This window comes from Streptomyces piniterrae (assembly GCF_005048155.1).
Classification (GTDB): domain Bacteria; phylum Actinomycetota; class Actinomycetes; order Streptomycetales; family Streptomycetaceae; genus Streptomyces; species Streptomyces piniterrae.
The window spans coordinates 176838-190229 of the sequence record NZ_SUMB01000005.1 but is presented as its reverse complement, the minus strand read 5'-3'; the positions used below and the strand labels follow the sequence as shown (position 1 = coordinate 190229).

Here is a 13392-nt window from a genome sequence, read left to right as displayed (position 1 = left end):
GACGCGCCGCAGGAGCCCCGGCCGGGACGGATTAGGCTTCGTCCGTGGCTGATATCCAGATTCCCGCTGACATCAAGCCCGCCGACGGACGCTTCGGCGCGGGCCCCTCCAAGGTGCGTACGGAGGCGCTGGCCGCGCTCGCCGCCACCGGCAGCTCCCTTCTCGGCACGTCCCACCGCCAGGCCCCGGTCAAGAACCTGGTCGGCAAGGTGCGCGACGGCGTACGCGAACTGTTCAAGCTCCCCGAGGGCTACGAGGTCGTCCTCGGCAACGGCGGCTCCACCGCGTTCTGGGACATCGCGACGCACGGCCTGATCGAGAACAAGTCCCAGCACCTGACCTTCGGCGAGTTCTCCTCCAAGTTCGCCAAGGCCGCCAAGCTCGCGCCCTGGCTGGCGGAGCCCACCGTCATCTCCGCCGACCCCGGCACGCACCCCGAGCCCTCGGCCGAGGCGGGCGTGGACGTCTACGCGTTCACCCACAACGAGACCTCGACCGGTGTCGCCGCGCCCATCAAGCGCGTCGAGGGCGCCGACGCCGGTTCCCTCGTCCTGGTCGACGCCACCTCCGGCGCCGGCGGCCTGCCCGTCGACATCACCGACACCGACGTCTACTACTTCGCGCCGCAGAAGTCCTTCGCCTCCGACGGCGGACTGTGGCTGGCCGCCTTCTCCCCCGCCGCCCTGGAGCGCGCCCGCACCATCCACGCGTCCGGCCGGCACATCCCGGAGTTCTTCTCGCTGCCCACGGCGATCGACAACTCCCTCAAGAACCAGACGTACAACACCCCGGCCCTGTCCACCCTCTTCCTGCTCAACGAGCAGCTGGAGTGGATCAACGGCCAGGGCGGCCTGGACTGGGCGGTCCGCCGCACCGCCGCCTCCTCGCGCACCCTCTACGGCTGGGCCGAGGACTCCAAGCACGCCACCCCCTTCGTCACCGACCCGGCCAAGCGCTCGCAGGTCATCGGCACCATCGACTTCACCGACGACATCGACGCGGCGGCCATCGCCAAGGCCCTGCGCGCCAACGGCATCGTCGACACCGAGCCCTACCGCAAGCTGGGCCGCAACCAGCTGCGCGTCGCGATGTTCCCGGCGATCGACCCCGCGGACGTCGAGGCGCTGACGGCCTGCATCGACTACGTCATCGAGAAGCTGTAACGGCGGGCCGCGGTCGCGGCTTCCCGAGGGGCCCCGGCGGGCGAACCGCCGGGGCCCCTGCCGTTTCCGGGGCCCGTGCGCGGGGCCTGTGACGCGCGGCCCGCTCAGGGGCCCAGCCACACCTCCTCCAGGTCGGATTCGGCGCGCTCCGAGCGGCGGACCCGGAAGAACGACACCGTCAGCTCGTCCCGCACGTGCCACTCGATGTCGCCGAAGCCCCCGAGGAACAGGTCGGTGTAGGAGCTCCAGTAGGCACAACCGGGATCGTCGGGCTCTTCGGGGTCTATGTACCTGTCCGTCACCGACGCGGGGTCGAATCCCGCGGCCCGCAGCACTTCCTCCGGGTCGCCGTAGACCTCGATCCCCGGGTCGGCGTCACCCCACCCACTGGCGTCCAGCCGCTGGCCCCCGGGCAGAACCACCACATCCTGGTAGTAGTTGAGCGCGTAGTCCATGTGCATCGTGCCGACTATCCGGGCCTGCGGATTCAGCTCGCGCTGCCGCTCGACCTCCGGATCCATTCCGCACCCCATGCCGTAGTCGCCCAGCGCGGGGTCACTGATCCACACATAGTTGCCCCAGCAGCCGACGGCGACATAGGCGAGCTCGGCACGCTCCTCGGGCTCCGCCAGGTCCTCCCGCCGGCGGTCCGGCAGCTGCTCCAGGACCTCGTCCACGGTGCCCAGCGTCTCCACGATCCGCCGGGCGCGCACCGGGTCATGCGGCTCCAGCACCGGCGGTCCGGCACTCGTCCCCGGCTCGGGGAACGGCGGGAAGTACAGCATCAGCTCGGTCGTACTGCCCCGCCAGGGCCGCACCCGGTCGGGGTGATCGACCCACGCCCCGACGAACTCGGGCTTCTCGTCCTCGCCGGTGTTCTTCTCATCCTGATCCACATCCATGCTTCGGAGAGTAACTGCACCCACTGACAACGCCGTTGGGCCGGCCGCCTTCCCCGTTGGCGGCGCTTCCGGACGGCATCGCAAAGTTGATCGCCGCCCGTACGCGGCCGAATGGGTGACCGCGGGAATGACGGAACGGTCCGTTTGTGCCTGTATGGGGACATGACGATTCCACCGAGCCCCGGCCTCGCCCCCTTCGAGCGGCAGGGGACGATCCTGCTCACCACGTTCAAGCGGGACGGCACCGGCGTCGGCACCCCGGTCAACATCGCCGTCGACGGCGACCACGCCTATATCCGCACGTACGGCAGCGCCTGGAAGGCGAAACGGATGCGGAACTTCCCGGAGGTGGAGATCTGCGCCTCCACCCTGCGCGGCAAGCCCACCGGCCCCACCCTCAAGGCCCGGATGCGGCTGCTCGACCCGGAGACCCGGGAGTACCGGCGCGCGGAGCGCTCACTGACCCGTAAATACCCGCTGATCCACGGCCTGCTGGTGCCGATGGCGCACCGCCTCAAGAAGGAGAAGACGCTGCATTACGAACTGCGGCTGATCGAGGGGGAGGGAGAAGGAGAGGGAAAGGGAGAGGGAGAGGGAGAGCACGAGAGCGCGGAGCCGGGCACTCCGTAAGCCGGGGCACCCGCAGGCACCCGCTACTTGCTCCGTCGCACCAGCTTTCGCAGTGCCACGACCAGCGCCGCGATCCCGAGAAGGAGCACCGCCCCCTTGCCGAAGCCGGGCTGGGCCCCTGGATCCCCGGACGCTCCGGCGGCCCCCGAGTCCCCCGGCTGTCCCGAACCGCCGCCCTTCCCCGTATCGCCCTTTCCCGCATCGCCGTTGCCGCCGTCCCCGGGCGCCGCGTCGCGCGCCGAGTCCGGCAGCTGATCGCCCGTCAGTCCGACCGGCTCGACCTCGCTGTTGGGGCCCTCGGATCCGTACATCAGCGTCCGGCCGTCGGGAGCGAAGGTGACCGACTCGCCCTGTCCCTGGAACGGCACGCTCACGCTGCCGAGGTCCTTCGGACGGCCGTCCTGCCAGCGGTACATCCGGCCACCGAAGTAGCTGCGCAGCGCCAACCGGGTTCCGTCCGGGGAGAACGCGCCGTCCGTCACCCACAGATCGATCGGCGAAACCCGGCGAAAGGTGTTGGTGCCGGATGCGCTGAGCCGCGGCGGGCCCTCGTACAACGCGCCCCCGCCGTCCTGCTTCTTGCTGGCGATGTACACCCGGCCGGTCTTCGGATGCACCATCAGCGCCTCCGCGTCGCGCGGCCCGTCCGCGTACGTCACGGTGAACTGCGCGGCGGTGACGGTCGCGTCGCGCAGCCGCTTCGGCTCGGGGAAGCGGTAGATCCAGACGTGGTCCCAGGTGCCGCCGCGGTTGTCGCCGATGTCGCCGACGTAGATGTTCCCGTCCGGACCGATCGAGACCGCCTCGACGTCACGCGGTGCGCCGATCCCCCGCAGGGTGAGGGTGGCGACCGTACGCCCGGACTCGGCGTCGACGGCGTAGACGTACGGGCCGTCGTCACTGTCGTTGTGGGTCCAGTAGATGCCCGGGTGCACGCGGCTGGCGGCCAGACCGCTGGACTCGGTGATCCTGGTATCGCCGATCTTGAAGCCGTCGGGCTCGTCGGCGGCGGCCGGCGCGACCGCCGCGCACAGCACCATCCCCGCGGCACCGGCCGCGCACAGAAGCGAACGCATGGGCACAGACTGCCATCCCGGGCCGCGGACCGCCTGGAGTGTCGAGCGTCACGTACCCGGCAGTAAGGTCTGTCGGCCATCATTGCCGGATGAGGATCATGTTCGTCGGCGACTCGATGACCATTGGGCACACCGGCGATTTCACCTGGCGCTATCGCATGTGGCAGCACCTGCAGGCGACCTTCGACGGCCGGTACCGCATCGTCGGCCCGCGCGACGCGCTCCATGACACCCTCCAGGACGCCGCCACCTCCCACGAGTACGGCGACCCCGGCTTCCCGGGCGGGGCCCGCCGCCACCTCGCCGGCTGGGGCGAGGGCTGGCTGCACATGGCGCCACTGATCGGCGACGCGATACGCGAGCACCGCGCCGACACGCTGCTCGTCTCGCTCGGCCTCATCGACCTCGGCTTCTACACCAACGCCGACCAGACGGCGGAGAACGTACGACGCTTCGTCACGGCGGCGCGGGAGGCGGCGCCGCACATCCGGGCGGTGCTGATGCCCGTCATACCCAACGTGCGAGCCGTCACGGACACCGCGTTCGGCGCACAGTGCGACCGCTTCAACGAACTCCTGGCCAAGGCCGTCGCCGACCTCGACACCCCCGCCTCACCGCTGCTCCTCGCCTCCGAACCGGCCGGCTGGGAGATCGACCGCGCGACGTACGACGGCACGCATCCGTCGGTGTCGGGCGAGCACTTGCTGGCGGGCGCCTTCGCCGACGCGATGCACCAGGCGTGGGGGGTCGGGGGGCCGTACGCCGCGTACGAGACCCACGGCGTGCGCTGAGGGCCGGCCGACGCACCCCCTCGTCCCCTTGATTCGAGCGCACTCCAAGGCGTTGGCTGGGCAACCATGAAGTACACGCAGCTCGGACGCACCGGACTCAAGGTCAGCCGACTCGTCCTCGGGACGATGAACTTCGGGCCCCAGACGGACGAGTCCGACAGCCACCTCATCATGGACGCCGCGCTCGACGCGGGCGTCAACTTCTTCGACACCGCCAACGTCTACGGATGGGGCGAGAACAAGGGCCGTACCGAGGAGATCATCGGCTCCTGGTTCGCCAAGGGCGGCGGGCGGCGCGACAAGACCGTGCTGGCCACCAAGGTCTACGGCAACATGGCCGCCGACGGCGCACAGGTCTGGCCCAACCAGGACAGGCTCTCCGCCCTCAACATCCGGCGCGCCGTCGACGCCAGCCTCACCCGGCTGCGCACCGACCACATCGATCTTTACCAGTTCCACCACGTCGACCGCGCCACGCCCTGGGACGAGATCTGGCAGGCCATCGACGTCCTCGTCCAGCAGGGCAAGATCCTCTACGCCGGGTCCTCCAACCACGCCGGCTGGCACATCGCCCAGGCCAACGAGACCGCGCGGCGGCGCGGTTCGTACGGGCTGGTCAGCGAGCAGTGCCTGTACAACCTCGCCGAGCGGCGCGCCGAGATGGAGGTCGTTCCGGCGGCCGAGAGCTACGGTCTCGGCGTCATCCCCTGGTCGCCGCTGCACGGCGGGCTGCTGGGCGGCGCCATCCGCAAGGAGCGGGAGGGGGGCGCGGCGCGTTCGGGGTCCGGGCGGTCCGGCGACGCGCTGGCCAACTCGGCGATCCGCGCCCAGATCCAGGCGTACGAGGACCTGCTCGACAAGCACGGTCTGGCGCCCGGCGAGGTCGCGCTGGCGTGGCTGCTCAGCCGGCCCGGGGTGACCGGACCGATCGTCGGCCCGCGCACCACGGAGCAGCTGGCCTCCGGGCTGCGCGCGGTCGATCTGACGCTGCCGGCCGAGCTCCTCGCGGAACTGGACGCGATCTTCCCGGGGCCGGGTCCGTCCCCGGAGGCGTTCGCCTGGTGAGCGGGTGAGTGACCGACGCCGGTGAGGCGGGCGGCGGGCGGCCGCGCGGTCAGCGGACGGCCGCCGCCACGATCACGACGATGAGCAGCACGGCGAAAAGACCGGACATGATCCGGTTACGGGTCTTGGGATCCACCCAGTGAGCGTAACCGGACCGGTCCCGAACGTTTGAGCCAGCCGTCAGTGACCGAGCGGCCAGGCCGCCACCGTCTCGTACCGCGGCTGCTTGCCGGCGACACCGGGGACCGGCGGGTGGCTGCGCACGAGAGCCAGCTCGCCGACCGTCCACGAGGTGCCCTCGAAGTGCGCCAGCGCCTCCGCGAACGGGGCGAGGCCGAGCCGGGAACGGTTCCTGGCGAGCGTGAGATGCGGGTGGTACGGGCGGTGGTCGGTCATCGGGACGCCGGCCCGGCGGGCGCCCGCGGCCGCCGAGTCCGCCAGCTTCCGCATGGTCTCCCGGTCGCCCTCGGCGCCCGCCCACACCACACGGTCGTCGAACCGCCCGCCGCCGGCGATCTTCAGCTCGTACGGCGGGTGCCGGTGCGCGGCCCGCGCCAGCCGCTCCTCCAGCTCGGGCAGCACCTCGACCGGCACCTCCCCGAAGAACGCGAGCGTGAAATGCCAGCCGTCCGGCCCGGTCCAGCGGAGCTGGCCCGCCCCGGGGAGGGCCCTCAACTGCGCGACCTCATCGGCCAGTTCGGCGATGACGGAGGCGGGCGGGAGGATGGCGGCGAAGAGTCTCATGTCGCACCTGTCTGCTGCGCTTGGCCTGAGCCGACGAAGTTCCCGTTCGCCGTCGGCTGCGGCGCCGTTGCGCCTGCGGCGGGCTGTGGCCGCTGCGCGGGGCTGTCGGGTGCGGTGACGGGCCGCACGACTCCGTCCCGCGGCCCGTCCCCTCCCGTTGAGGGTGGGACGGGGAGGTGAGTGGGGTGTGGAGGTACGTTGCCGAGTGTGCGGGCACATGGCTGTTTCCCCGGTCCGCCGGCACGGCGGGAGAGCCACACAGCCGCCCGGGCAAAGCGCAGCGGACCGGCGAGGATCAGGCCGATGACGCTCGCGGCCACAAGCGACACAGCGCCGCCCGCCAGGAACCCGACCCGGGCCCCGTACGCGTCCGTGACCCAGCCGACCAGCGGTGCGCCCAGCGGTGTGCCGCCCATGAAGACCATCATGAACAGGCTCATGACGCGGCCGCGCATCGCCGGGTCCGTCGCCAGCTGCACGCTGGCGTTGGCGGTGACGTTGATCGTCAGGCCGACCATGCCGATGGGCGCGAGGAGCGCCGCGAAGATCCAGAAGGACGGGGCGAGGGCGGCCGTGATCTCCAGGACGCCGAACAGCGCCGCCGCGCCGACCAGCAGCCGGAGGCGGGAGGACGCGCGCCGTGCGGCGAGCAGCGCGCCGATCAGGGATCCGGCCGCCATCAGGGCGTTGAACAGGGCGTATGTGCCCGCGCCCTGGTGATAGAGGTGGTAGACGAAGGCGGTCAGCCAGATCGGGAAGTTGAAGCCGAAGGTGCCGATGAAGCCGACCAGGACGATCGGCCAGACCAGTTCGGGGCGCCCGGACACATAGCGCAGGCCCTCTCTCAGCTGGCCCTTGCTGCGGGGGACGCGGTCGACCTTGTGGAGTTCGGCGGTGCGCATCATCAGCAGGCCGGTGATCGGCGCGAGGAACGACAGGCCGTTGAAGAGGAAGGCCCAGCCGCTGCCGAAGGCGGTGATCAGGACACCGGCGACGGCGGGGCCGATCAGCCGCGCGGACTGGAAGTTGGCGGAGTTGAGGCTGACGGCGTTCCGCAGGTCGTCCGGGCCGACCATCTCGACGACGAACGCCTGCCGGGCGGGGTTGTCGAGGACGGTGGCGAGGCCGAGCAGCAGCGCCACCAGGTAGACGTGCCAGACCTGTACGTGGCCGCTGAGTGTGAGTACGGCGAGGGCCAGGCCGGTCAGGCCCATGGCGGTCTGGGTGATGAGCAGCAGCCGGCGCTTGGGGAAGCGGTCGGCGAGCACGCCGCCGTACAGCCCGAAGAGCAGCATGGGGAGGAACTGCAGGGCGGTGGTGACGCCGACCGCGGCGGACGAGCCGGTGAGGCTCAGGACCAGCCAGTCCTGGGCGATGCGCTGCATCCAGGTGCCGGTGTTGGAGACCACCTGGCCGGTGGCGAAGAGGCGGTAGTTACGGATGCGCAGGGAGCTGAACGTGCCCCTGCGCGAGGGGGCTGCCGTCTGGGGTGCGGCGGCGGCTATTTCCGGGTCGGGGCCCGTGGTGGCCTCGGTCGCGTCGCCGGCAGCGGTGTCGTGATCGGAGTGCGGTGCGGGGGCGGAGTGTGCTCCGGATCCCGTACTCAAAGTGGGTTCGCCTCCTCGGTCTGGGTTCTACAACTGTGCGAGCTTCTCCAGCACGGGAGCCGCGGCCCGCACCTTCTCCCATTCGTCATCGTCCAGTCCGGAGGCCAGCTCGGCGAGCCAGGCATTGCGCCTGCGGCGGCTCTCCTCCAGCATCGCCTCGGCCTGCTCCGTCTGGGTGACGACCTTCTGGCGACGGTCGTCGGGGTGCGGCTCCAACCGGACCAGTCCCTTGGCCTCCAGCATCGCCACGATGCGGGTCATCGACGGCGGCTGCACATGCTCCTTGCGGGCCAGCTCGCCGGGGGTGGCGTGGCCGCACCGGGCGAGGGTGCCGAGCACCGACATCTCGGTGGGGCTCAGCGACTCGTCGACCCGCTGGTTCTTCAGTCGGCGGGACAGGCGCATCACGGCGCCGCGCAGAGCGCTCACGGCAGCAGCGTCGTCGCCGCTGGACAGTTCCGGCATGTTCATTAGGGTAACTCATTACCTTATCTAAGCAAAGCCTTCGGGTGACCTCCCCGGATCACCCGTATGAGTGAGGACGCGGCCGAAAGTGACTCGCCTGACCGTCTGGTGCGGGGACCGTGTCCGTATGGGATCGAGAGTGCTCAGCCTGCGGGTCGAAGCGGAGCTGCTGGAGCGCATCCAGCGGCACGCCGCCAAACGCGGAATGAGCGTCCAGGACTATGTGGTCCGGACGCTCATTCGCGACGACTTCGACGAACGCTTCAAGACGTCGGTCGACGAGACGGAGAGGTTCTACCGCGGCTCCGCGATAGAGGCCGGCGCCGCGATAGAAGCCCCCGGGGCTACCTGAGGGGGCCGCCCGAGGGGCTGGCCGACGGGGCTAACCGACCCCGAGCAGCTGCTCGATGGGGTTCAGCAGGAAGTAGACCAGGAAGCAGAGCCCGACCGCGTTCAGCAGCCACGGGATCTTCCTGAAGTGGCCGGTCGCCGTCCGCAGCAGGATGTAGGCCAGTACGCCGATGCCGATGCCGTTGGTGATGCTGTACGTGAACGGCATGGAGATCATCGTCAGGAACGCCGGGATGCCGACGGTGAAGTCGGCCCAGTCGATGTCCCGGACGTTCGAGGCCATGATCAGGAAGCCGACGACGACCAGCGCCGGTGTCGCGGCCTGTGAGGGCACCACCGTCGCCAGCGGGGTGAAGACCAGCGCGAGAAGGAAGAGCCCGCCGGTCATCAGGTTCGCGAGGCCCGTACGGGCCCCCTCGCCGACGCCGGCCGTGGACTCCACGAAGCAGGTGTTGGCGGAGGCGGAGCCGAATCCGCCGCCCGCGACCGCGATGCCGTCCACCATCAGGATCCGGCCCATGCCCGGCAGATTGCCGGTCTCGTTGTCCAGCAGCCCGGCCTCCTCGCCGACGCCGATGATGGTGCCCATCGCGTCGAAGAAGCCGGACAGCAGCACGGTGAAGACGAACAGACAGCCGGTGAGCAGGCCGACTTCCCTGAAGCCGCCGAAGAGGCTGATCTGGCCGATCAGACCGAAGTCGGGGGCGCCGACGATCTGGTCCGGGACGTTCGGGACGGCCAGGCCCCAGGCGGCGTCCGGGATGTCGGCGATGGCGTTGATGACGATCGCGAAGACGGCCATGGTGACCATGCCGATGAGGATCGCGCCCTTGGTCTTGCGCACGATCAGCATGAACATCAGCACCAGGCCGATGACGAAGACCAGCACCGGCCAGCCCGCGAGCTGACCGCCCTGGCCCAGGCCCATCGGGACGGTGGTGTGCGCGGCGTCCGGGTTGCGGGTCACGAAGCCCGCGTCGACCAGGCCGATCAGCGAGATGAACAGGCCGATGCCGATCGCGATGGCTCGGCGCAGCCCGTTGGGGATGGCGTCCATCACCCGCTGCCGCAGACCCGAGGCGACCAGGAGCATCAGCACCAGGCCGGCCAGGACGACCATGCCCATCGCGTCCGGCCAACTCATCTTGGGGGCGAGCTGGAGCGACACCACGGCGTTGATGCCCAGGCCGGCGGCGATGGCGATCGGGACGTTGCCCATGACGCCCATCAGGACGGTGCTCAGACCGGCCATCAGCGCGGTGGCCGTGACCAGCTGGGCATTGTCGAGGTGGTGGCCGAACTTGTCGGTGCCGGAGCCGAGGATGATCGGGTTCAGCACGATGATGTAGGCCATCGCGAAGAACGTCGCCAGGCCGCCGCGCAGTTCGCGGCCGACCGTCGACCCCCGCTCGGAGATCTTGAAGAACCGGTCGAATCCGTTCCTCGGAGGGTGACCTGGGCTCTTGAGGGGGTCGACCGGTGTGCTGGTCGAGGGCGGCATGGCGGACCTCAGTCGGACGGGCCTGGGGAAGGCGCGGGGGCCCGAGGGCCCGGAACACATGGAGTTACATCAATAACCGGATCAGGTTGGATGAATCGACGATCCAATTCGGTCAGATCCAGAAAGGTTCAGTATGAATAAACAAGGCTCTGATCGCTATCTCCGCGCGTAGAGCCTTGTGGCGCAAGGGCTGTGCCAGGGCCTTCGCCCGCCCTCGGCCGGGCCCGTGTCCGCCCTGCGTCCCGCCCGCCGCCGCGCGCAGCCGCCGCACGCCCGCCCCGTAAGCTGACCCCCATGTGGAAAAGGTCCGAACTGCGCGAGGCCCCGGCGCCGCTCGAAGGTCCCGTCGTGGGCACGATCACCGGCGGCACCATCATCTGGTTCGTGCTCTTCCTCGGCCAGCTCCCCTTCTACGGCTGGTACGCCGACAACGACCACGCCTGGTGGGTGTGGACCTGCCTGGCCGGCGGCGGCCTCGGCCTGATCGGCATCTGGTACGTCCGCAAGCGCGACGCCGCCATCAAGCGCGCGGCGGCCGACGCCTCCTGAGCGGACGCGCCTGAGCGGTCGCACCCCTGGGCAGCCGTCCCGAGCGGACGCCGCGCCCAGCGGGTGATATGCGCATTCCGCCCGTAACGTCGGGGGCATGACGCAGCGGGCGAAGACCGAAGTCGAGGAACCCGAAGAGGAACCCGGACCGGCCGACGGGCCCGACGGCGGGGCCTCCCCGGCACCGGTCCACCGCGGGCTGACCGCCGCCGAGGTCGCCGAACGGGTGGCCCGGGGCGAGGTCAACGACATCCCCGTACGGTCCTCCCGCTCGACCGCCGACATCATCCGCGCCAACGTCTTCACCCGCTTCAACGCCATCATCGGCGTGCTCTTCGCGATCATCCTGTTCGTCGGCCCGATCCAGGACGGCCTGTTCGGCTTCGTCATCGTCGCCAACACCGGCATCGGCATCGTCCAGGAGCTGCGCGCCAAACGGACCCTGGACAACCTCGCGGTGATCGGCGAGGCGAGACCGACCGTGCGGCGCGACGGACGGGCCGCCGAGATCCCCACCTCCGAGGTCGTCCTCGGCGATGTCCTCGAACTCGGGCCCGGCGACAAGGTCATCGTCGACGGCGAGGTGCTGGAGGCCGACAACCTGGAGATCGACGAGTCGCTGCTGACCGGCGAGGCCGACCCGGTCCTCAAGCAGCCCGGCGAGCGGATGATGTCCGGCAGCTTCGTGGTCGCGGGCGCCGGCGCCTTCACCGCGACCAAGGTCGGCCGCGAGGCGTACGCGGCCCAGCTCGCCGAGGAGGCCAGCCGGTTCACCCTGGTCCACTCCGAGCTGCGGAGCGGCATCAGCCAGATCCTCAAGTACGTGACCTGGATGATGGTCCCGACCGCGCTCGGGCTCATCCTCAGCCACCTCTACACGCTCAACCTGCCGGCCGACGAGTCCGTCCGCCGGATGGTCGCCGGTATCGTCCCGATGATCCCCGAGGGACTGGTCCTGCTGACCTCCGTCGCCTTCGCGATCGGCGTCATCCGGCTCGGCCGCCGGCAGTGCCTGGTGCAGGAGCTGCCCGCCATCGAGGGGCTGGCCCGGGTCGATGTGGTCTGCCTGGACAAGACCGGCACGCTCACCGAGGGCGGGATGGACGTCCGCGAACTGCGGCCATGGAACGGGGCGGACGAGGCGTACGTCCGGCAGGTGCTGGGGGCCCTCGGCGAGTCCGACCCGCGGCCCAACGCCTCCCTCCAGGCGATCATCGACGTCTGTCCCGCCGAGGCCGGCTGGCGCTGCACCGAGTCACTCCCGTTCTCCTCCGCCCGCAAATACAGCGGCGCCTCCCTCAACGGGCCGGACGGCGAGAGCACCACCTGGCTGCTCGGCGCCCCCGACGTGCTGCTGCCGTCCGGCGACCCCGGCCTCACCGAGATCGACGACCTCAACTCCCAGGGCCTGCGGGTGCTGCTGCTGGCCCGCGCCGCCAAGGAGCTGGACGATCCCGAGGTGGCGCGGGGCGTCCGGCCCGCCGCGCTGGTGGTCCTCGAACAGCGGCTGCGCCCGGACGCCACCGCCACCCTGCGCTACTTCGCCGACCAGGGCGTCCAGGCCAAGGTCGTCTCCGGCGACAACGCGGTGTCGGTGGGCGCGGTGGCCGGGCAGCTCGGTCTGCCGGGCGCGGACGCCCCGGTGGACGCCCGCCGGCTGCCCGGGACCACGGACGAGATGGCGTCCGCGCTCGAAACGGGCGCGGTGTTCGGCCGGGTCACCCCGCGGCAGAAGCGGTCGATGGTCGGCGCGCTCCAGACGCGCGGCCACACCGTCGCGATGACCGGCGACGGCGTCAACGACGTCCTCGCGCTGAAGGACGCGGACATCGGCGTCTCGATGGGCTCCGGCAGCGAGGCCACCCGGGCCGTCGCACAGATCGTCCTGCTGAACAACAGCTTCGCGACGCTGCCGTCCGTGGTCGCCGAGGGCCGCCGGGTGATCGGCAACATCACCCGCGTCGCGACGCTGTTCCTCACCAAGACCGTCTACTCGGTGCTGCTGGCGATCCTCGTCGCCTGCTGGCAGATCCCCTACCCGTACCTCCCGCGCCATCTGACCCTGCTGTCCACCCTGACCATCGGCATCCCGGCGTTCTTCCTGGCCCTCGCCCCCAACAAGGAGCGCGCCAGACCGCACTTCGTACGGCGGGTGATGCGGTACGCGGTGCCGTCCGGCCTCATCGCGGGCGCCGCCGCGTTCGGCACCTATCTGCTGGCCCGCGGCTACTACAGCGGGCCCGACGCGCTGGCCGCGGAGACCAGCGCGGCGACCCTGACGCTGTTCCTCACCGCGATGTGGGTGCTGGTGATCATCGCCCGCCCCTACACCTGGTGGCGGATCGGACTGGTCCTGGCGATGGCCGCGGGCTTCCTCGCCGTCCTGGTCACACCGTGGCTCCAGCGGTTCTTCGATCTGAAGCTGGTCGGTACGACGCTGCCGTGGGCGGCGGTGGGCATCGCGGTGGTGGCGTCACTGCTGCTGGAGGCCGCCTGGCGGTGGGTGGGCGGCAGGTTCCCGGCTTGAGGGCGACGGCCGCCTTCCCCT

The 13392-nt window shown here is 70.6% G+C and carries 13 protein-coding genes; 7 read left to right on the top strand and 6 right to left on the bottom strand.

The window, feature by feature from the left end; genetic code table 11:
• Positions 1–44: 44 nt before the first annotated feature.
• Positions 45–1163 (top strand): phosphoserine transaminase, encoded by a 1119-nt coding sequence (gene serC, locus FCH28_RS17180; RefSeq protein WP_136740918.1) that lies wholly within the window; start codon positions 45–47, stop codon positions 1161–1163.
• A 104-nt stretch (positions 1164–1267) separates the two neighbouring features.
• On the opposite strand, the gene FCH28_RS17175 is transcribed toward serC, so the two are convergent.
• Positions 1268–2065 carry a DUF6333 family protein gene (locus tag FCH28_RS17175; RefSeq protein ID WP_136740917.1) on the bottom strand — a complete coding sequence of 266 codons (798 nt, stop codon included), beginning with the start codon at positions 2063–2065 and terminating at the stop codon, positions 1268–1270.
• 162 nt (positions 2066–2227) lie between these two features.
• Here FCH28_RS17175 and FCH28_RS17170 point away from each other — a divergent pair, with 162 nt between their 5' ends.
• Complete coding sequence (locus tag FCH28_RS17170) at positions 2228–2695, top strand: PPOX class F420-dependent oxidoreductase (RefSeq protein ID WP_136740916.1); 468 nt, start codon at positions 2228–2230, stop codon at positions 2693–2695.
• Positions 2696–2718: 23 nt separating this feature from the next.
• Here FCH28_RS17170 and FCH28_RS17165 read toward each other — a convergent pair whose 3' ends face one another.
• Positions 2719–3771: an esterase-like activity of phytase family protein gene (locus tag FCH28_RS17165; RefSeq protein ID WP_136740915.1), complete on the bottom strand. Its 1053-nt coding sequence runs from the start codon at positions 3769–3771 to the stop codon at positions 2719–2721.
• 89 nt (positions 3772–3860) lie between these two features.
• Between FCH28_RS17165 and FCH28_RS17160 the strand changes: the two genes are divergently transcribed.
• Together FCH28_RS17160 and FCH28_RS17155 are read left to right on the top strand one after the other, a co-directional pair.
• Positions 3861–4562 (top strand): GDSL-type esterase/lipase family protein, encoded by a 702-nt coding sequence (locus FCH28_RS17160; protein ID WP_136740914.1) that lies wholly within the window; start codon positions 3861–3863, stop codon positions 4560–4562.
• 66 nt (positions 4563–4628) lie between these two features.
• The gene (locus FCH28_RS17155) at positions 4629–5627 is read left to right on the top strand and encodes an aldo/keto reductase (RefSeq protein ID WP_136740913.1); all 999 of its coding nucleotides are present in this window, start codon (positions 4629–4631) and stop codon (positions 5625–5627) included.
• Between the two features lie 180 nt (positions 5628–5807).
• Here the strand turns inward: FCH28_RS17155 and thpR are convergent, their stop codons facing one another.
• From thpR to FCH28_RS17135, 3 genes are read right to left on the bottom strand one after another with little or no spacing between them, the layout of a single operon-like run.
• On the bottom strand, positions 5808–6371 hold the full coding sequence (thpR, locus tag FCH28_RS17145; protein WP_136740911.1) for an RNA 2',3'-cyclic phosphodiesterase: 564 nt from the start codon (positions 6369–6371) through the stop codon (positions 5808–5810).
• Positions 6368–7978, bottom strand: coding sequence for an MFS transporter (locus tag FCH28_RS17140; protein ID WP_246102935.1), 1611 nt, complete (start codon positions 7976–7978; stop codon positions 6368–6370). The genes thpR and FCH28_RS17140 overlap by 4 nt, the downstream gene beginning before the upstream one ends.
• A 27-nt stretch (positions 7979–8005) precedes the next feature.
• A complete protein-coding gene (locus FCH28_RS17135; RefSeq protein WP_136740910.1) occupies positions 8006–8443 on the bottom strand; it encodes a MarR family winged helix-turn-helix transcriptional regulator in 438 nt (145 codons plus the stop codon).
• Between the two features lie 127 nt (positions 8444–8570).
• Here FCH28_RS17135 and FCH28_RS17130 point away from each other — a divergent pair, with 127 nt between their 5' ends.
• Complete coding sequence (locus tag FCH28_RS17130) at positions 8571–8795, top strand: ribbon-helix-helix protein, CopG family (protein WP_136740909.1); 225 nt, start codon at positions 8571–8573, stop codon at positions 8793–8795.
• A 30-nt stretch (positions 8796–8825) separates the two neighbouring features.
• On the opposite strand, the gene FCH28_RS17125 is transcribed toward FCH28_RS17130, so the two are convergent.
• On the bottom strand, positions 8826–10295 hold the full coding sequence (locus tag FCH28_RS17125; protein ID WP_136740908.1) for an NCS2 family permease: 1470 nt from the start codon (positions 10293–10295) through the stop codon (positions 8826–8828).
• A 294-nt stretch (positions 10296–10589) separates the two neighbouring features.
• Here FCH28_RS17125 and FCH28_RS17120 point away from each other — a divergent pair, with 294 nt between their 5' ends.
• Positions 10590–10844: a DUF2530 domain-containing protein gene (locus FCH28_RS17120; RefSeq protein WP_136740907.1), complete on the top strand. Its 255-nt coding sequence runs from the start codon at positions 10590–10592 to the stop codon at positions 10842–10844.
• 97 nt (positions 10845–10941) lie between these two features.
• The gene (locus tag FCH28_RS17115) at positions 10942–13371 is read left to right on the top strand and encodes a cation-translocating P-type ATPase (protein ID WP_136740906.1); all 2430 of its coding nucleotides are present in this window, start codon (positions 10942–10944) and stop codon (positions 13369–13371) included.
• Positions 13372–13392: the final 21 nt, after the last annotated feature.

Excerpts from the sequence above, each read along its gene's own strand:
- FCH28_RS17130 (WP_136740909.1), top strand. The coding sequence starts at position 8,571 with ATGGGATCGAGAGTGCTCAGCCTGCGGGTCGAAGCGGAGCTGCTGGAG.
- FCH28_RS17175 (WP_136740917.1), bottom strand. The coding sequence starts at position 2,065 with ATGGATGTGGATCAGGATGAGAAGAACACCGGCGAGGACGAGAAGCCC.
- FCH28_RS17165 (WP_136740915.1), bottom strand. The coding sequence starts at position 3,771 with ATGCGTTCGCTTCTGTGCGCGGCCGGTGCCGCGGGGATGGTGCTGTGC.
- FCH28_RS17115 (WP_136740906.1), top strand. The coding sequence starts at position 10,942 with ATGACGCAGCGGGCGAAGACCGAAGTCGAGGAACCCGAAGAGGAACCC.
- FCH28_RS17170 (WP_136740916.1), top strand. The coding sequence starts at position 2,228 with ATGACGATTCCACCGAGCCCCGGCCTCGCCCCCTTCGAGCGGCAGGGG.
- thpR (WP_136740911.1), bottom strand. The coding sequence starts at position 6,371 with ATGAGACTCTTCGCCGCCATCCTCCCGCCCGCCTCCGTCATCGCCGAA.
- FCH28_RS17120 (WP_136740907.1), top strand. The coding sequence starts at position 10,590 with ATGTGGAAAAGGTCCGAACTGCGCGAGGCCCCGGCGCCGCTCGAAGGT.
- FCH28_RS17155 (WP_136740913.1), top strand. The coding sequence starts at position 4,629 with ATGAAGTACACGCAGCTCGGACGCACCGGACTCAAGGTCAGCCGACTC.
- FCH28_RS17160 (WP_136740914.1), top strand. The coding sequence starts at position 3,861 with ATGAGGATCATGTTCGTCGGCGACTCGATGACCATTGGGCACACCGGC.
- FCH28_RS17125 (WP_136740908.1), bottom strand. The coding sequence starts at position 10,295 with ATGCCGCCCTCGACCAGCACACCGGTCGACCCCCTCAAGAGCCCAGGT.
- FCH28_RS17135 (WP_136740910.1), bottom strand. The coding sequence starts at position 8,443 with ATGCCGGAACTGTCCAGCGGCGACGACGCTGCTGCCGTGAGCGCTCTG.